Annotated in this window: 13 protein-coding genes and 1 tRNA gene; 3 read left to right on the plus strand and 11 right to left on the minus strand. The window is 67.8% G+C overall.

The genetic code is table 11. From position 1 onward, the window contains the following. Positions 1–66: 66 nt before the first annotated feature. The 3 genes from BJ960_RS13595 to secA form a co-directional block, all read right to left on the minus strand. A tRNA-Thr gene (locus tag BJ960_RS13595) sits at positions 67–139 on the minus strand. A 46-nt stretch (positions 140–185) separates the two neighbouring features. Continuing rightward, entirely contained in the window at positions 186–1139 is a 954-nt protein-coding gene (locus BJ960_RS13600; protein WP_185987685.1) for a DsbA family protein, read from the minus strand. Between the two features lie 66 nt (positions 1140–1205). Next, positions 1206–3965 carry a preprotein translocase subunit SecA gene (secA, locus tag BJ960_RS13605; protein ID WP_185987686.1) on the minus strand — a complete coding sequence of 920 codons (2760 nt, stop codon included), beginning with the start codon at positions 3963–3965 and terminating at the stop codon, positions 1206–1208. 158 nt (positions 3966–4123) lie between these two features. On the opposite strand from secA, the gene BJ960_RS13610 reads away from it, so the two are divergent. From BJ960_RS13610 to BJ960_RS13620, 3 genes are all read left to right on the plus strand, one after another. Next, positions 4124–4558 (plus strand): Fur family transcriptional regulator, encoded by a 435-nt coding sequence (locus BJ960_RS13610; protein WP_185987687.1) that lies wholly within the window; start codon positions 4124–4126, stop codon positions 4556–4558. Positions 4559–4619: 61 nt separating this feature from the next. Then, entirely contained in the window at positions 4620–6080 is a 1461-nt protein-coding gene (locus BJ960_RS13615) for a catalase (RefSeq protein WP_185987688.1), read from the plus strand. An 85-nt stretch (positions 6081–6165) separates the two neighbouring features. Continuing rightward, positions 6166–6933 (plus strand): polyprenol monophosphomannose synthase, encoded by a 768-nt coding sequence (locus BJ960_RS13620; protein ID WP_307814558.1) that lies wholly within the window; start codon positions 6166–6168, stop codon positions 6931–6933. A gap of 223 nt (positions 6934–7156) precedes the next feature. Here BJ960_RS13620 and hpf read toward each other — a convergent pair whose 3' ends face one another. From hpf to BJ960_RS13660, 8 genes are all read right to left on the minus strand, one after another. Then, the gene (gene hpf / locus BJ960_RS13625; RefSeq protein ID WP_185987689.1) at positions 7157–7783 is read right to left on the minus strand and encodes a ribosome hibernation-promoting factor, HPF/YfiA family; all 627 of its coding nucleotides are present in this window, start codon (positions 7781–7783) and stop codon (positions 7157–7159) included. Positions 7784–7848: 65 nt separating this feature from the next. Then, complete coding sequence (locus BJ960_RS13630; RefSeq protein WP_185987690.1) at positions 7849–8721, minus strand: ComF family protein; 873 nt, start codon at positions 8719–8721, stop codon at positions 7849–7851. Positions 8722–8964: 243 nt separating this feature from the next. Further along, the gene (locus tag BJ960_RS13635) at positions 8965–10650 is read right to left on the minus strand and encodes an LpqB family beta-propeller domain-containing protein (protein ID WP_185987691.1); all 1686 of its coding nucleotides are present in this window, start codon (positions 10648–10650) and stop codon (positions 8965–8967) included. After that, entirely contained in the window at positions 10647–12359 is a 1713-nt protein-coding gene (gene mtrB / locus BJ960_RS13640; RefSeq protein ID WP_185987692.1) for an MtrAB system histidine kinase MtrB, read from the minus strand. Before mtrB ends, BJ960_RS13635 begins: the two co-directional genes overlap by 4 nt. 8 nt (positions 12360–12367) lie before the next feature. Then, the gene (gene mtrA / locus BJ960_RS13645) at positions 12368–13051 is read right to left on the minus strand and encodes an MtrAB system response regulator MtrA (protein ID WP_121076900.1); all 684 of its coding nucleotides are present in this window, start codon (positions 13049–13051) and stop codon (positions 12368–12370) included. A 62-nt stretch (positions 13052–13113) separates the two neighbouring features. Next, positions 13114–13542, minus strand: coding sequence for a metallopeptidase family protein (locus BJ960_RS13650; protein ID WP_221936311.1), 429 nt, complete (start codon positions 13540–13542; stop codon positions 13114–13116). Positions 13543–13564: 22 nt separating this feature from the next. Further along, positions 13565–14956 carry a DUF5719 family protein gene (locus BJ960_RS13655; RefSeq protein WP_185987693.1) on the minus strand — a complete coding sequence of 464 codons (1392 nt, stop codon included), beginning with the start codon at positions 14954–14956 and terminating at the stop codon, positions 13565–13567. Beyond that, entirely contained in the window at positions 14957–18253 is a 3297-nt protein-coding gene (locus tag BJ960_RS13660; protein ID WP_185987694.1) for a glycosyltransferase family 2 protein, read from the minus strand.

The raw sequence follows: 18253 nt of genomic DNA on the forward strand, positions 1-18253 counted from the left end.
ACGGGCGCGCGCGATCCCGCACCCCACAACGCAGAATGGCCCCGCCGAAGCGGAGCCATTCGTGTGAGCCCCCTATCGGACTCGAACCGATCACCTGCAGTTTACAAGGCTGCTGCTCTACCAGATGAGCTAAGGAGGCGTGTGGGGCGGCCGAAGCCGCCCCTCCGATCTTAGTCGGAAATTTGTTAGTCCGTTGCCGACTCTGCGGCGCCGGCCTGCTCGATCTCACCCTTGATCTTCAGCATGAAGGTCTCGAGCGAGCCGTCGCGGCCCTCGCTCCACTGCTGCCCGTTGACGAGCACGAGCGGGGTCGATACGAGGCGCTGCGGCTTACCCTCGGGCTGGAGCTCCGTCGCGCTCGAGGGCTGCAGCAGGCGCTGCCCGTCGGCGAGGCCCCAGATGCCCTCGCTCGCGGCCGTGTAGTTCTCGCTGAAGAACCCGCCGAAGGGCCGGTCCTGGATGCAGCGCTGGAGCTCCTGGGTCGGCTTCGCACCGGCCGCCTCGGCCTGCTTCAGCAGTTCCTTATCGTCGAGGCCCGGGGTGCCCTCGGACGGCTGTACCTCGGGGCTCAGGAGACGCTTGTGCAGTTCGAAGGCGAAGTCGGGCTGCTGCTCGACGACGCAGGCGAACGCGTTCGCCGCGCGTGTCGAGTACTTCGTGCCGAGCGACTGGCCGTCGAGGAAGTTGATCGGGTAGACCGCGAGGTTCGCATCGCCGGAGCCGACGTAGTTCTCGAGCATGACGCCGTTCTGGGCCTCGAAGTTGCCGCAGGCGGGGCACATGTAGTCCACGTAGACGGTGACGTCGAGGGGCAGCTCGTCGCGGTTCACCTCGGGGGCGACGCGCTCGGCCTTCGGGTCCTCAAGTGCGGGCGACGGCACGACCTTCAGGTCCTTCGTGAACACTGCGGCGCCGGAAGCCATGTTCTTCGGTCCGGGACCGGCGGGCTTCAGCGACTGTGTGAGCACGAGGCCGACGATCGCGAGGATCGCGACGACGCCAAGCACGACGCCGCCCTGCACATACAGGCGACGGCGCTTTTCGCGCTTCTTCTCAGCCTCACGAGCGATCCGAGCCTGCTCGCGAGCCTGCGTGCGTCGCTCGTTCTTCGAGAGTCGCGACGTGGTGTCATTCGACATGGGTATTTCCTCCAGAGAAGCATCGATGGTCGATGCGGGGTCACGGTGAGCGCGGGTACGCGGCCGTTACTTCTTCTTCGCGCGGCGCTGGGCGCGGTTCGCGGCACCGGCCTCATCGGCGGGAACCTGCTGGCCGAATGCGCCTCGCGTGGTGGGCTGCTCGGGCTGCTTCGAGCCGCGCTGCTTGGCCTGTGCCGGGTTGGCGCCAGCGCCACTCACCTCGGGGGTGCCGTCAACGTCGGGGGCCGTGTAGCTCAGCTGGGCCTCGTCGGGCTTCGTCTGCTCGTCGAGGCCGCCACCCTCGAGGTGGACGTGCCCCTCGTGGCCTGGCTCGTTCGGGCGGACCTGGACCTCGAGGTTGTAGAGGAGGCCGACCGATTCTTCCTTGATCTGCCCCATCATGCCCTCGAACATCGTGAAGCCTTCGCGCTGGTACTCGACGAGCGGGTCGCGCTGCGCCATCGCGCGCAGGCCGATGCCCTCCTTGAGGTAGTCCATCTCGTAGAGGTGGTCGCGCCAGCGGCGGTCGATCGTCGTCAGCACAACGCGGCGCTCGAGCTCGCGCATCGCCTCGGAGCCGAGCGACTCCTCACGAGCGGCGTACGCGACCTCGGCGTCCGACAGGATCTCGCGACGGAGGAACGCCTTGTCGACGCGCCCGTTCGGCGCCTCAGCGACAACCTCATCGACGGTGAGCGCGATCGGGTAGAGCTGCTTGAGGTCTGACCAGAGCGCGTCGAAGTCCCAGTTCTCATCTGCGCCGTGCGAATCGAGGATCGCGTCGATCGTCTGCTCGCGGAACGCAATCACGCGCTCTTCGATGGCTTCGCCGTCAAGGATCTGGGCGCGGTCGCCGTAGATCGCCTGACGCTGACGGTTCAGGACGTCGTCGTACTTGAGGACGTTCTTGCGGATCTCAGCGTTGCGCGCCTCGACCTGGCTCTGGGCGCTCTGGATCGAGCGGGTGACCATCTTCGACTCGATCGCGAGATCGTCGGGGAAGCCGTCGCGGTTCATGAGCGCGGCGGCGGCGCCGGAGTTGAACAGGCGCATGAGGTCGTCGGCGAGCGACAGGTAGAAGCGGCTCTCGCCGGGGTCACCTTGACGTCCCGAACGACCACGCAGCTGGTTGTCGATACGGCGCGACTCGTGGCGCTCGGTGCCGAGCACGTAGAGGCCACCAGCCTCGAGTACCTTGTCGGCCTCGCCGGCGACCGCTTCCTTCACGGCCTCGAAGACGTCGTCCCACGCGGCCTCGTACGCCTCGGGATCCTCCTCCGTGGAGAAGCCGCGCGCGGTCATCTCCTGCACGGCGAGGAACTCGGCGTTGCCACCGAGCATGATGTCAGTACCGCGGCCGGCCATGTTAGTTGCGACGGTGACGGCGCCGTAGCGGCCCGCCTGCGCGATGATCGCGGCCTCACGTGCGTGGTTCTTCGCGTTGAGCACCTCGTGGCGCACACCCTGCTTTGCGAGCTGGCGCGACAGGTACTCGCTCTTCTCGACGCTGGTCGTGCCGACGAGCACCGGCTGCCCCTTCGCGTGACGCTCGGCGATGTCGTCGACGACCGCAGCGAACTTCGCCTCCTCGTTCTTGTAGACGAGGTCGGGCTGGTCGATGCGCTGCATCTTCTTGTTCGTGGGGATCGGGACGACGCCGAGCTTGTAGGTCGACATGAACTCGCCGGCCTCGGTCTCGGCGGTGCCGGTCATGCCCGAGAGCTTGTCGTACAGGCGGAAGAAGTTCTGCAGGGTGACGGTCGCGAGCATCTGGTTCTCGGCCTTGACCTGCACGCCTTCCTTCGCCTCGATGGCCTGGTGCATGCCCTCGTTGTAGCGACGCCCGGCGAGGATACGGCCGGTGTGCTCGTCGACGATGAGCACCTCGCCGTTGAGCACGACATAGTCCTTATCGCGGGTGAACAGGGCCTTCGCCTTGATCGAGTTGTTGAGGAACGAGATGAGCGGCGTGTTCACCGACTCGTACAGGTTCGTGATGCCGAGGTGATCCTCGACCTTTTCGATGCCCGGCTCGAGCACGCCGACGGTGCGCTTCTTTTCGTCGACCTCGTAGTCGACGCCGGGCTCGAGGGTCTTTGCGATCCGGGCGAACTCACCGAACCAGCGGTTTCCCTCGCCGGAGGACGGGCCCGAGATGATGAGCGGGGTACGCGCCTCGTCGATCAGGATCGAGTCGACCTCATCGATGATCGCGAAGAAGTGACCGCGCTGCACGCGCTCGGCCGACGTGCTCGCCATGTTGTCGCGGAGGTAGTCGAAGCCGAACTCGTTGTTCGTGCCGTACGTGATGTCGGCGTCGTACTGCTTGCGACGCTCGACGGGATCCTGACCAGAGATGATGCAACCGGTCGTCATGCCGAGGGCGCGGAAGACGCGACCCATGAGCTCAGACTGGTAGCTCGCGAGGTAGTCGTTGACGGTCACGACGTGCACGCCCTTGCCTGCAAGCGCGTTGAGGTACGACGGCATTGTCGCGACGAGGGTCTTGCCCTCACCGGTCTTCATCTCGGAGATGTTGCCGAGGTGCAGGTTCGCGCCACCCATGACCTGCACGTCGAAGGGGCGGAGCCCAATCGTGCGCTTCGCCGCCTCGCGGACCGCCGCGAACGCCTCAGGGAGCAGGTCGTCGAGCGTCTCGCCAGCCTCAAGGCGCTTCTTAAACTCCGTCGTCTCCTCGCGCAGCTCCTCGTCGCTGAGGGCCTCAAAAGAGGGCTCAAGGTCATTGACCGTCTTGGCCAACCGCTCGAGCTTCTTGAGCGTGCGTCCTTCGCCGACGCGAAGGATCTTCTCGAGGACTGTCGCCACGTTGTGTCTCCTGTACGGTAGTGCGCGATGAACTGCGGAGCAGAGGCATCGTCGTTGCCTAATTGTGACAACTCCTCAGCTTAGCAACGGCTGTGTGCATTGCGCTGGGAATTCCTCCCTTCATTTGAATGATTCAAAATAAGGGCTACACTAGAGGCATGCCCACAACCCACCCCGCCACGGAATCGGCGGCTCGACTGAACGCCGTCGGGCTGCGCTCCACGGCGCCCCGTCGCGCCGTTCTTGAGGCACTACAGCCGGGTGGGCACCTCGACGCGAGCGAGCTCTACGAGCGTTTGAAGGGCGACCTGCCTGGCACATCGCTCCAGGCCATTTACGGCGTACTCACGGCCCTCGTTGAGGCCAATCTCGTTCGGCGGGTCACGCCAGCCGGCGGGTCCGCCAGGTACGAGGCGCGGGTCGGTGACAATCACCATCACCTGCTGTGCCGGTCGTGCGGGCGCCTCGAGGACGTGCCGTGCGCCGTCGGCGCGGCACCGTGCTTGACCCCCTCTGAGGACCACGGATTTCAGATCGAGGCGGCCGAGGTCACATTCCACGGCCTGTGTACCGACTGCGCAGTTGCGGGCTAACGCGCCGTCATCAACTGCATCACAACTTCCATCCGACTCAACCCCCACGAAATGAGGCATCATGGCTGAGAACAAAACCCTGACCACGCAGACGGGCACCCCCGTCGCGAACAACGAGCACTCGCTCACCGTTGGCCCCGACGGCCCCACGGTGCTGCACGACCACTACCTGCTCGAGAAGCTCGCGTCGTTCAACCGCGAGCGCGTGCCCGAGCGCAACCCGCACGCGAAGGGCGGCGGCGCGTTTGGTGAGTTCGTCGTGACCGAGGACGTCTCGAAGTACACCCGTGCCGCGGTGTTCCAGCCGGGCGCCAAGGCCGAGACCCTCATCCGCTTCTCGTCGGTTGCCGGCGAGCAGGGCTCCCCCGACACCTGGCGCGACGTCCGCGGCTTCTCGCTGCGTTTCTACACGCCCGAGGGCAACCTCGACATCGTCGGCAACAACACGCCGACGTTCTTCATCCGCGACGGCATCAAGTTCCCGGACTTCATCCACTCGCAGAAGCGCCTCGGGGCATCGGGCCTGCGCGACGCCGACATGCAGTGGGACTTCTGGACCCTCTCCCCCGAGTCCGCACACCAGGTGACCTACCTCATGGGTGACCGTGGCCTCTCGAAGAGCTGGCGCCACCTCAACGGCTACGGTTCGCACACCTACCAGTGGATCAACGCCGAGGGCGAGCGCTTCTGGGTGAAGTACCACTTCATCTCCCAGCAGGGCGTCGAGCGCCTCTCGCCGGAAGAGGCAGAGAAGCTCGCCGGCTCGGACGCCGACTACTACCGTCGCGACCTGTTCGAGTCGATCGAGCGCGGCGAGTTCCCGTCGTGGGACGTCTACGTGCAGATCATGCCGTACGAGGAAGCCAAGACCTACCGCTTCAACCCGTTCGACCTCACGAAGGTGTGGCCGAAGGCTGACTACCCGCGCATCAAGGTTGGCACGTTCACGCTGAACCGCAACCCTGAGAACTTCTTCGCTCAGATCGAGCAGGCAGCGTTCACGCCCGGCAACCAGGTGCCCGGCACCGGCATCTCGCCCGACAAGATGCTCATGGCTCGCGTGTTCTCGTACGCTGACGCGCACCGTCACCGCATCGGCGCGAACTTCAACCAGCTGCCGGTCAACCAGCCGCACGCTGGCGAGGTGAACAACTACCAGCACGAGGGCAACATGCGCTACCACTTCAACAGCGCAGAGCACCGCACCTACTCGCCGAACTCGTACGGCCCGGCTGGCGGCCCGGTGGCCGATCCGGTCGCGGGCGTCGAGGCAAGCTGGGAGGCCGACGGCACGCTCGTCCGCTCCGCGCACACGCTGCGCGCCGACGACGACGACTTCGGCCAGGCGGGCACCCTCTACCGCGACGTGTTCTCGGCTGAGGAGAAGGCACGCTTCCACGAGGTGCTCGGTGGCCAGGCGCAGGCCATCACCGTTGACCGCATCCGCGAGGCGTTCTTCCAGTACTGGACGAACGTCGACGCAGAGCTCGGCGCGATCTTGCGCGCGAACTACGCGGCGTAGCACCGTCTGAGGGGCCGGGTGCCAGCCAATGCGGCTGGCACCCGGCCCCTCGCGTTTTCTAAACTCCGTCTGAAATGATTGGTCCGTGCAGCATCCCGTCGTCCCTGAGAGCGTGACCCACACGAGCGTGCTCGTCGTGCTGCCAACATTCAACGAACGAGACTCGCTCGCCGGAGTCGTCGCTGCCGTGCTCGACGCGGTGCCCGGCGCGAATGTGCTCATCATCGACGACAACAGCCCGGACGGCACCGGCGACGTCGCTGACGGGCTCGCGAGCGCCGACACGCGCGTCTCCGTGATGCACCGAGCCGGTAAACTCGGGCTCGGCACGGCGTACATCGCCGGCTTCCAGCGCGGGCTCGATCTCGGCTACGAGTTCGTCGTTGAGATGGACTCCGACGGCTCGCATCTGCCGGGTGAGCTCCCTGCGCTCCTGAACGCCGCCGCCTCGGGCGCTGAGCTCGTCATCGGCACGAGATGGATGCCGGGCGGCACAATCGTGAACTGGCCACGCCACCGCCGAATGCTGTCTCGGGGCGGGACCGCGTTCGCCCGCTTCGCGCTCCGGTCGCGCCTGCGAGACCTCACGAGCGGCTATCGCGTGCTGTCCCGCGGCTGCGTCGAGCGGCTCGGACTCGAGCGTATCGATTCGGAGGGCTACGCCTTCCAGGTCGAGACCGCCTGGCGCATCGAGCGGCTCGGCGTCCCCGTAGCCGAAGTTCCCATTACGTTCGTCGAGCGCACCACCGGACGGTCGAAGATGTCGGCGCGGATCATGTGGGAGGCCTTCACGAACGTGCTCCGTTGGGGCGTCGGTATCCGCGGGGCACGCGAGCCGGCCCTCCAAAACTAGGTCCGGGCGCGACACCCCAGCCCAGGCCGGCCCAACCCGCCCGGCCCGGCCCGGCCGCACACCGTCCGTATGCGATCGGCAGGTCCAATGCCCGATTCCCGAGAGTTTGGCATTGGAATTGCAGATCCACGACAGTGGGCGCGAGCGGCCGCGCCGGCCCTCCCCTGACACGGCGGCGGCCGCCCCCGGGACTCCGGGGACGGCCGCGCGCAGGTTCGCAGACCTAGCTGTCAGAGAGCGACAGCACGCCGTAGTTCCATCCCTTGCGGCGGTACACCACGCTGGGCTTGTCGGTTTCTGCGTCGATGAACAGGAAGAAGTCGTGGCCGACGAGCTCCATCTGGTCGACAGCGTCTTCGACCGGTAGGCGCTCTGCCGGGAACTCCTTCGAACGGATCACAACGGGCGAGTACGCCTCTTCGGTTTCGGTCACGACCGGCACCGAGCCCGTCGAGACTGCGTCGATGACCTCAGCGGATGCCGGCTGCAGGTCTACGACGGCGAAGTCGTTCGCTGCGGCGTCTCCGAGGGATGTTCGCCCGCGACCGCGACGATCCTGAGCACGATCCTTGGAGCGGCGAATGCGCTCGAGCACACGACCGTATGCAATGTCGTAGGCGGCGTACTTGTCGGGCCCCACGGATTCGGCACGAATCACCGGGCCCGGGCCGATCAGCGTAATCTCAACCCGGTCACCATGTTTCGGGCTCTTGTCACTCAGACGCGAAACGCGCACTTCGAAGGCCTGTGCCTTCGGGAGCAACCCCGCTACCTTTTCGGTTTTTGACTCAACGTACTGCTCAAAGCGATCAGTAATCTCGACATTTCGTCCGTGGATGCTGACGTCCATGACGACCTCCCAGGTGACTCAGGCGGGTGGGCCGGTGTGGCGCACCACTACGCCTTTCTCGAACATTACCCCCTTTCGCCTGTGAGCTTCCACTCTGTTTTTTGTGGCGCGTCGCGTCGCTCGGCTGCGCACAAGGCCACAGCTCCCACAACGGAGATCCCCTCCGCTTCGAGCACGGCGATTGCTGCCCGGAGCGTGGCGCCGGTCGTCGCAATGTCATCGACGAGGATCACGCCCCTCCCAGCAATCGCCCGCACGGAGGCGCGGCGCACGCGGATGAGCCGCGCGTTGCGTTCCCTCTCGCTTGGACGCAACCCGACCTGTCCCACGCGGCCGCGCCGTGGCGCGAGCGCTCGGACACGTCTGCCTGGCAGCCGGCCGGCCCGCAGCCCGGCGCGCAGAATCACGTCAACGTGTCGGTACCCGCGTTCCCGCTCGCGACGTCTCCGGGACGGGAGGGGCACAAACACTGGCGCGCTCGGAGCCACCCGCCCGGCGGTCTCGTCGAGCGACCCCAGCGAACCTTGCGACCCGCGTGAGTCCTGCGAGCCCCACGAACCCTGCGACCCCAGCGAACCCAACGGACCCCGCGAGCCCTGCGAAGCCCGAGAGCTCTGCCGGTGGTGCTCTGCGGCGAGCGCAGCGCGGAGCGGCTCGATCATCCGTTCCCCGAGCAGGCGATTGAACCCGTAGGCCCCACGATGCTTGTACGCGAGCAGCACCGAGCGCAACACCCCGCTATACGGGCCCGCGGCGAAGCCCGGCACTCCGAGTGCTGGGATGTCTAGAACGCCGTCAGGCGGGGCGCGTGCAGCCTCTACGGCGCATGCCGCGCACAGCTCACGGTCCCGCGCGCCGCACCCGGCGCACGAGCACGGCCAGAGGAGCGCGAGTAGGTCGAGCCCGAGTTCTCGCAGCGCCCGCAGCCCATCTGTCATTGCTCGGGGCCACGCGCGAGCCGACGTGCGGTCGTCGGGCGCATGCCCGCCACCAGCCGGGGACCGGGGAGGCATCGAACGCCGGGCCCGAGCCGACCCCCTGCTCGCATGGGCCCGGTTCGCAGTCGCATCTCGTGATTCCATGGGTCAACCCTCGCCGACGGCGCCCTCTCTTGGCAGGGTCGCCACGGGATTGTGGAAAACTTCGGGCGCGGTGTGCCCGGCCGCGTGCTGTGGAGCGAGCTAGCCGCGCTTTGCGATCACCTCGACATCGGCCGCGACCCGCTGCCAGCCGCTCGCACCCTGCGGCGCGAACAGCTCCCCGTTTGTGGTGAGCACCCGAATCTGTGTCCGGTTGCCGCCGCCAAAGATCTCCTCGGCGTCCGGTACCGAGCCCTGCTCGCTCGGGAAGGTACCCGGCCCACCAACTGTCACCTTGCCAGCCGTCCCCTGCTTCGTGACGGCGACAAAGCGATTCTGATCGATCCAGTCGAAGTCGAGCGCCTCTCCGCTTGCCCACAGTTCGACGTCGGCCTTCGGTGTGACCGCCGTTGGCATCCCGCCCTCGTTCTCCCTGAGGATCCCCCCGACCAGGACGTAGCTCTTCCCGCCATCGTCGATAAGCGCGCCGATCATGGCGCCGCCAGGCGCGATGCCGACAGCCCGGACGTCGAGCCCGTCGAGCCAGGGAATCACGATGTCGTGCTGTGCGCCCGAGGCGCTCGCGACGTGCATCTTGGTGGGCTCGGCGGCCGACAGTGACCAGGTCCACAGGTCGTCATCCACGCTCGGAGCGAGCAGCCCCTTGCGCCCGTCGATGACGGCGGTGAACCCTTGCGAGACGATGTGCACACCGGCTGCGGTGCGGACGGCCGCGACGGTCTTCGACCGCGACAGCGCAATCGCGTCACCGTCGAGTTCTTCGACGACCGGGCTGATCCCGATGACGGGTTCGATGCCCGAGGCAGTGAAAACACCGAACTTGCCGTTCTGCATCCCGGCGAGCTTCGCCCCCACCTGCGACGGCGTCATCGGCGCCACGGCCTGCGGCTTCCGCTTCACCGGCGTCCCCTCGATGAGCAGCTCCACGCGATTCACTCCCGAGACGGTCTGCAGACTCGTCTGGAGCTGCAGCAGCATCTCTTCCTGGGCGTTCGGATTGTTGAGCCCTTCGCCCTTGATGTCGACGCGGGCGAGCCCGTCCTCGACGGTGACGGCGTTCTTCGTGAGCGAGGTCCCCTCGGGGAACCCAGACCGCGCGACGAGTTCGAACCGCTCGCTCGGCCCCTCGAGCAGCGCATTCACGATCTCGGTCGAGAGCGCCGCCCGCGACAGGAACCATCTCGTGTCGGGCACCAGCCTGCCGCCGGCGCCGAGGAAGTTCACCTGATGCTGCGACCAGATCGCGTCAAACGTCGCGCGGTCGAGGATCACGCCAGCGGGAGCCGACGAGATCCGCCACTCGTCGCCCTCGCGAGTGAACTCGAAGCGGAGCTCGGTGCTCTCCCCCGCCTCCGTCAGCAGCAGTCGCCCCTCTGGGTCCACCTCTGCGACGACCGAGAGCAGCAGCATGCCCGCGGCATCGCCGTCGGGTCGGAACGGCCGCGATCCCTCCCAGACGAGCACACCGAAGTAGGGGTCCCACTGATCGGCGTACTCGGGGGTGAGGTACTCACGTGCGACTGAGTAGTCATCGATTGGCGATCGCGCGGCGGTGATGAACCCGCGCACGAGTTCCTCCTGCGTCGCCCCCGCCGACGGGCCGAACGCGCTGAACTGGAGCGCCTGCTCAGCCTGGTTGATGTCGGTGAGGCCAGGCTGAACCGCGCCGGATCCTGGAATCGCGGCGCACGCGCTGAGCGACATCGTCGCCGCGACGACGACGCCGAGCACGGCGCGCGACGCGCGCTTGGTGTTGCGCTGAGTCATGATCGGCCTTCCTTCGGCGTCTTGATGCTCCGACGGAATGGGCGTTTCAGCCATCCTCCCGTCGTCTCGCGAACGTCAGCTCCATCCGCCACGTCCTCGGGGATGAGCGGGATCGGCGAGACGAAGTCGGTGACCTCGTCGCCGCGCGGGAGGGTGAGTCTGAAGTTCGTGCCGACGCCCCTCGCCGACCACACTTCGAGGAAGCCGCCGTGCACCGCGGCATCCTCCCGGGCGATGGCGAGACCGAGACCGGTGCCGCCAAGCGTGCGCTTCCGCGACGGGTCGGCGCGCCAAAACCTGTCGAAGACATGGTCGACGTCGTCTGCGCTCATCCCGACGCCCCAGTCACGCACCGAGACGGCGATCGCGTGCGCGTTCGAATCAACGGTGACGACGATCGGCCGATCCTCACCGTGCTCGATCGCGTTTCCGACGAGGTTCGACACGATGCGTCTGATTCGCCTCGCGTCGACATCGACGGGGGTATAGCCGCCGAGCGGCCGCACCTCGATGAGGCTCGAGGACAGCGGGCGGAGGAGCGTCACCACCTCGTCAACGAGGTGGACGAGGTTCGTGGGCTCCGTCTCCAGCGTCACGCGCCCTGCGTCGTACCGGGAGATCTCGAGCAGGTCGGTGAGGAGCGATTCGAACCGGCCAACCTGCGTACTCAGCACCTCAACCGCGCGCTGCTGACCCGGCGCCAGCGTGTCCTGCTGGCCGCTGAGCACCTCGCTCGCGAGCCGGATCGTCGTGAGCGGTGTGCGCAGCTCATGGGAGACGTCGGACACAAACCGCTGCTGCATTTCGGAGAGGTCGTCGAGCTCCTGGATGCGCGCCTGCAGCGTGTCGGCCATGTCGTTGAATCCCTCCGAGAGCACGTCAAAGTGCTCGTCGTGTTGCAGCGGCATACGCGCATCAGGCTCGCCCGCTGCGAGCCGACGGCTCGTGTCGGCTGCGACGCGAATTGGCCGGAAGACGATGCGGGAGATCACCCAGACGAGCAGGCCGATGAACAGCATCAGGCCTGCCGCGGTGAACAGGAGCGTGCGCTGGACGAACGAGAGCGTCTCAGCGGTCGCCGACAGTTCGTAGCCGATGAACAGGTCGAACACGCCGGCGCCGGCCGGGAACTTCAGGGACGAGCCAACGACGATGCCCGGCGAGTCCTTCGCTTCGCCGTCGCGGAAGGTCACCGCCTGCCAGTACTGGGGCTCCTCGGCGACGAGTACGGCGTTCGCGAGTTCCTCGCTCACCGCCTGCCCGAGCGCTGATGGGGTGCTCGCGACGGGCGAGAGCTCAGGGAACGGCGCTTGGTTCTCCTGGCGCCGAATGTAGATCATCTGGCTCGACGACGTATCCTGCACCGTCCGAAGTACGGACGTCTGCAGCGACTGCAGCCCGCCCCGGTCGGCGGGGTCGAACGAGTCGATCATGCGCTGCGCCTGCACCGTTGCGCGCGCCGAGTCCTGCAGCGACTGCTCCAGGCGCGACTGATAGAGGTCGTTGCTCACGCTCGTGAGGAGAAAGACCCCAGCGATCGCGATCATCGCGCCGGTCACGAGGCCAGTGATTGTCATCGTGCGGAGCATGAGCGAGCGCCGCCACCGCGCACGGAAGGGACCGAGCACGGGCTGGGTCAGCTTGATCCAGCGCAAGCGCAGGCGCCGCCACGTCCGCTGCACTCGACCGCGAGACCTTGGCTCAGTCATGCGAGGGACTATTCTGCGCGCGCACCAGCACGGTATCCGACCCCGCGCACGGTCGTCACAATCGCCGGGCGATCAGGATCGATCTCGATCTTCGCGCGCAGCCGCTGGACGTGAACGTTGACGAGGCGCGTATCTGCCTTGTACTGGTAGCCCCACACCTTCTCGAGCAGCACCTCGCGGGTGAAGACCTGCTGGGGTTTGCGGGCGAGGATCGCGAGGAGATCGAACTCGAGTGGCGTGAGCGCGATGACCTCGTCGCCCCGCTTGACCTCGTGGCCCGCGACGTCGATGTGCAGGTCGCCGATCATCAGCGTCTCGTTCGTGTCCTCCTGCGGTTCGCGGAGGCGGGCGCGGATACGCGCGATGAGCTCGGCCGGGTTGAACGGCTTCACGACGTAGTCGTCGGCGCCGACCTCGAGCCCGCGCACGACGTCGCGGGTATCGGTGCGGGCCGTCAGCATGATGATCGGTACGCCGGACTCCGCGCGGATCTGCTCGCAGACCCCGATCCCGTCGAGCCCAGGCAGCATCACGTCGAGAAGCACAAGATCAGGGCGCGTCGCACGGAACTGCTCGACGGCTTCGAAGCCGTCGTACGCATGCTCGACAAGGAATCCTTCTCCCTGCAGCACCATGCTCAGCATCTCAGCGAGTGCTCTGTCGTCATCCACTACGAGGATTCGTGCGCTCATGTGCCTATTATGACCGGTCGGCCTGATAAACGTGCAACCGAGCCCCTCGGTGGGTGGCGCCACTAGTAGTGGTCGAACCTTCCGGGCAGCAGTTCCCACGGTTCGCGACCGAGATATTCGCACACGGCGCGGTACACGCAGTGCTCGACAAAGTAGCGCCGGTGCTCGTCGTCGTCGACGTGCAGCCCCTTGCTCCGCTGGATCGGCATCCGGTACAGCATGATGCTCCGCGCCGCGCGGTCGATCGAGTACAGCATCGGCATCGAACTCTCGCCGATCGCCGCGGGCACCGTTTGAAAGCCGATCTGTACTCCGTGCAGCTCCTCGGGGAGGGCACGCTGCAGGAACTCGACGGCACCCCGAGCGTCGGCCTCGAACTTCGTGACCCTGCTCTGCGGGTTCGCGAGCGCGGGCCCGGTGATCGACGAGCGGATCGGGCGCCGCCCGTGCCGCGTTGGCCGCCCTTGCGTCCGCGGGGTCCGAGAAGTCATGCCACCCAGTCTACGGGCCGCGCTAGCGGGTGTAGACCGTGAGCTGCCCAGTGTGCTCGGCCCGCGGCATGATCGGGTAGCCTGCGATCGAACCGCTGCCGATCATGCGCACGCCGGCATGCACGGGCTCGGTGCTCGTGAGCGTGCGGCTGCCCTCACCGGGCACGACGACCGCGGACCCGGGAGCGATCTTCAGCTGTTGCTCCTTGCCACCGGCGACGGTGACCTCGGCCTCCCTGTCGCCCGTGTTCGCGACGATGAGCGCCCCGCCCGGGGTCACCGGAGCGGCCGTCGGCGTATTCGCCGGGATCGTCGGCGCCGCAGCGAACCACTGGAAGTCGTGCGTCTCGCCGGAGTTCGCTGCGCCTTCCGCACCAGCGAAGACCGGCACGTCGGCGTCGACGACGATTGCGGTTGCGTCGTGCGGCCACGCCTCGACCGCAAGCGCGCCGACGATGCGCGGCTCCAACTCGATGACACCAAGCTCGGTGCGGACGCCCTTCGCGTCAATCGCCGAGATCGTTGCGCTGCCTGCGGCGTCGCCCGGGGCGATCGCGTGCACGAGCACAGGGAAGCGGTCGGCCGGGCCAGTGTCGGTCGGCACCTCCTCGTGGTCGTGCGAGTCCTCGTTCGCGACGCCGGGAATGACGAGCTGCTGCTCGGGACGAAGCTGCCGGGTAACCGCGGACGTGCCGACAGGCACGATGCCGTCCACGCGCGCGACGCCGAGGCTTGCCGTGACCGGCGCGCCTGTGCTCGTCACGCGCACGGCGAGGCGCTCGCGGTTCGGTGCGTAGCCGTTGAGGGAGACGATCTGCTCGGAGTTCGGCGTCACAATGACGCCCGAGGTCTGCACGGCGTCGATCTCGCCGTTCTCGTCGAACACGGAGATCTGCACGGTCGCAGGCACCTCGCTCGCGTTGCCGAGGCTGAGCGTGGTGGAGAGTCCGAGCGTGCTCGCGCCGCCAACAAGCCACTGCTCGTTCACGGGCTCGACGCACGCGCTCGCCGTTGCGCCTCGCAGCGATGCAGACGACAGCTTCTGGCTCTGGGCGGCCGCGATCGATGCCTCAGCGGCGCCCGTCAGCACGCGTGCACCGCTCGCGCTCGCGCCCTCGCCGCCGCTGAGCGTGCCCAGCTCACCGTCGCCGCTCACGACGACGCTCGCCTCGCCAACAGGCACGGCGACATCGGGGCGCGAGGGATCGGCCCCGAGTTCGGCGAATGCGCCAGCGCACACGATGCTGCGCTCGCCCGTCTGGGTGGTGCTCACCTTGACGGCGTGCGGCGCGCGCTCGACGCCCGGCAGCTGAACCGTTCCAAGCAGCAGCACGCCAGCGGCGGCGGCTCCGGTGATGACGAGGCCGGTGAGCGCGCGGGCACCGCCGCGGACAAACCTCTTACTCGTGCTCATCTACTTGCCCTCCTCCGGCTGCTCGTCTGCGTCTGTCGAACCCTGATCTGTCGAGCCTTCGGACTCCGAGCCGGGAACCGCGTCACCCGCGCGTACCGGTTCCTCAGCAGGTGCCTCGTCCTCCGACGGCACTGCGTCCTCCGCCGGCCCTGCGTCCTCGGCAGGCGCGGGAACCTCTGCCGCAGGCGCGGGGTCTTCCGCCGGCGCGACGACCGAAGCAGACACGACTTCGGTCGCGTCGAGGGGGTCCTCGTCCGGAGCGCCGACGGCGGCCGCCTCAGCTTCAGGGGCATCAGGGCCCGGAACTACCGGATCGGCGTCCACCGGCTCGCCAGCGTCAGCGGCGACAGCGACATCAGCGCCGTCGGCGGCAGCGACATCAGCGACATCAGCGGCAGCGACATCGGCGCCAGCTGCAACCGCGCCACCTGCCACGGCGCCAGCCCCGGCCGTCGCGGACGCGGCGGCCCGGCGCTCGGCGCGCTTGCTCAACCGCGTGCGCACCCGCTTCGGGCGCTTGCGCCGCTCAGGGCGCTCCACGACCTCGCCCGTCGGCAGCGCGAGCAGCAGCATCGCGAACAGCAGCACGAGCTGCGCGGTCCACACGGTCTGACCGCCGAACGAGGTTCCGACGAGGTCGGCGGACTCGTCGCCTTCTGACTCGCGTCCGGTGGCGGCGTCGGATACGCGCCAGAGCAGGCCCTGCTCCGTCGTGCCGACGCTTGCGAGCTCCGGGTGCTGGTCGAGCGTGCGCTGGAGCTGTGTTTCGGCGGTTGGCTCATTGCCCGAGCGCAGCAGGACGTAGCTGATCCGCTCGGCGTTCAGTGCGTCGCCGACGCTGCCGCCGCCGATGCTCGCGAGCGAACCGACAAGTTCGGCAAGCTGCGTGTCGGCGTCGGTCGGGTCAGACAGGCGCGAGGCGGTACGGATGTCGTCGAGTTCGATGCCTTCGCCCGTCACGACCTCGGCACGCATGGCCTGGTCTCCCGATGCGCTGAGCACGAGCGTGCGGGTGTTCGTGTTCTGCTCTCCTGCGACCTGAACAAGCGCGGGCATCCGGGTCTCGCCCGCGCCCATCGGCACGTTGCCCGTGACGAGGCGGAAGGCGATTGGCCCGGCTGCGACGACGGCCGCGACGAGCGCCACGGCGACGACCGCTGGCGCTGCTCGCCTCGCGGTCTCGGCGCCAAGCGCTGCCAGGCCGAGCACGGCGAGCCAGTACAGCACCAGCCCGGAGCCCGTCCACACGGCGATCGGGGTGTCGCCCGCGGTCGTGAGCATGAGCTGCGTCGAGCCGACGGCGGCGAGGATTCCGAGCCCGCCGAAGAGGGCGTGCAGCAGTGTGACTGCGACCTTGCCCGTGTAGAGCCCGAGCAGCGCGAGGAGCGCGATCGGCAGCATGAGGACACCGACGAGCAGCGTCGCGGGCAGGTTGCCGAGCCCGATCGATTCGAAGATGCGCGCCCAGCCGTCAAGGCCAAACTCGGGGAACCCGAGCAACAGGTGCCAGGTCGTCCCAGGTGTGTAGGGCAGCGCGATGCCGGGGTCTGCAAGCAGGTCGAGCGGTCGGCCGCCAAACACCGTCGCAATGATCTTCGGCCCGAACAGCACGAGCGGAGCGATGGCGATCGAGAGCACGCGCAGCGCGCCGCGCACGCTTGAGAAGACGCCAACGATGAGGAAGATGAGCGCGACCGGAATGAGCACGGGGGCGCTCGCGAGGGCGACCGCTGCGAGCAGCGACGCGGTGCCCGCCCAACTCCATGACTCGCGGCAGCGGGTGGCCGCGAGCAGCAGCCACGGCATCACGACGGCGAGGATCAGCGTGGTGACGCGGCCCGAGGCGATCGAGCCGAGCAGCACGGGGCTGAGGGCGAACCCGATGGCGACGACCGCTCGCGCGGCGCCGGACTCTGAGATCTGCGCCGCCCAGATCCAGGCGCCGAGCGCCGAGAGCGGTACGGCGACGATGAGCAGGATGACGAGTGCGTGGGAGGGGTTCCAGAACGTCACCGACCCGAGCACTGCGAGCACCCAGGCGAACGGGTCGGCGGGCACGCCGTCGAGCGTGCGGGTGTGGTGCCAGAGCTCACCGATGGGGCTGAGCGGGGCAAGGCCACCTCCGAAGAGGCTCGTCTGGGCGACGGCCCACCAGGTGAGCGCGATCGCGATAACGGAGGTGAGTACGAGGACGGCGAGGCCGCCAGTGGAGACGAACCCGAGTTCGCGCGGCACGCGCCCCTGGGCCGCGAGGATCGCCTCGCGGTCGATCATGCGCGCCGTTCGGACGGTCTTTCGGTCGGTGCGTAGCGGCCGCACCGCAGCCCAGCCGACGCGCGACGCGCGTTTCACGCGTTTCCGCGACGCGAGGAGCGCCTTCGGACGGAAGAAAACAGTCAGGGCCGCCACGAACTCGCCGATCATGTTGCCGGGTTGCTCGCGAATGAGCGACCAGAACACGCGAACGATCGCGAGCAGGGGCAGCCCGAGCCACATGAAGAAGGCCGGGAGCGGCGACGCGTAGGCGATCCGGCGGTGCAGGTGCGCGGTGCGCGCCTGCCGGTGGGCGGTGCGGAGCACGCCGCGGGACCGGTCGATGTGGGGTCCCGCGACGCCGCTTCGGGCGAAGCGGACCCGTGATTCGGGCGATACCTCGACCCGGTAGCCGGCCAGGCGTGTGCGCACGCAGAAGTCGAGCGCGTCATCGTAGCTCGTGAATGCGGGGTCGAAGCCCCCGAGCTCGTCCCACACGTCGCGGCGAACGAGCATGCCGACAGGCCCGACGCCGAGCACGTCTTCGAGGTGGTCGTACTGCTGCTGATCGAGCTCCTGCCGCCGGAGCAGCCAGCGCGACCCGGTCGTGGTGAGGCTCTGGCCCAGCTCGATGATGCGCTCCGGGTGATCCCAGTCCACGAGTTTGGGCCCGGCGACCGCGACCGACTGCGCTCGCTGCACGCTCGACAGGATTCGCTCGAGCGCCTCGGGCTCCGGGCAGGAGTCCTCGCTCAGCAGCCAGATCCATTCCTCGGCCGGGTTGGTTCCCGGCAGCACGGCGGTCAGCGCAGCGGCGACGGCGCGCCCGAAGGAGACGCGCGACGGGATCCCGATGACCCGCGACGTCTCGGCGCCGCCGAGGTTCGCGTTCACAAGCTGGGTGCCGACTCGCTCGGCTCCGCCGTTGTTGATCGCGACGATGGCGTTTGGGCGCCGCGTTTGGGAGGCGATCCCTGCGATCGTCTCGTCGAGCCACTCCCCACCCTGGGAAGCGACGATGACTGCGGTAACTGTGGTGCGCAT

The sequence above is a fragment of the Leucobacter aridicollis genome, from assembly GCF_013409595.1.
GTDB classification, from domain to species: domain Bacteria; phylum Actinomycetota; class Actinomycetes; order Actinomycetales; family Microbacteriaceae; genus Leucobacter; species Leucobacter aridicollis.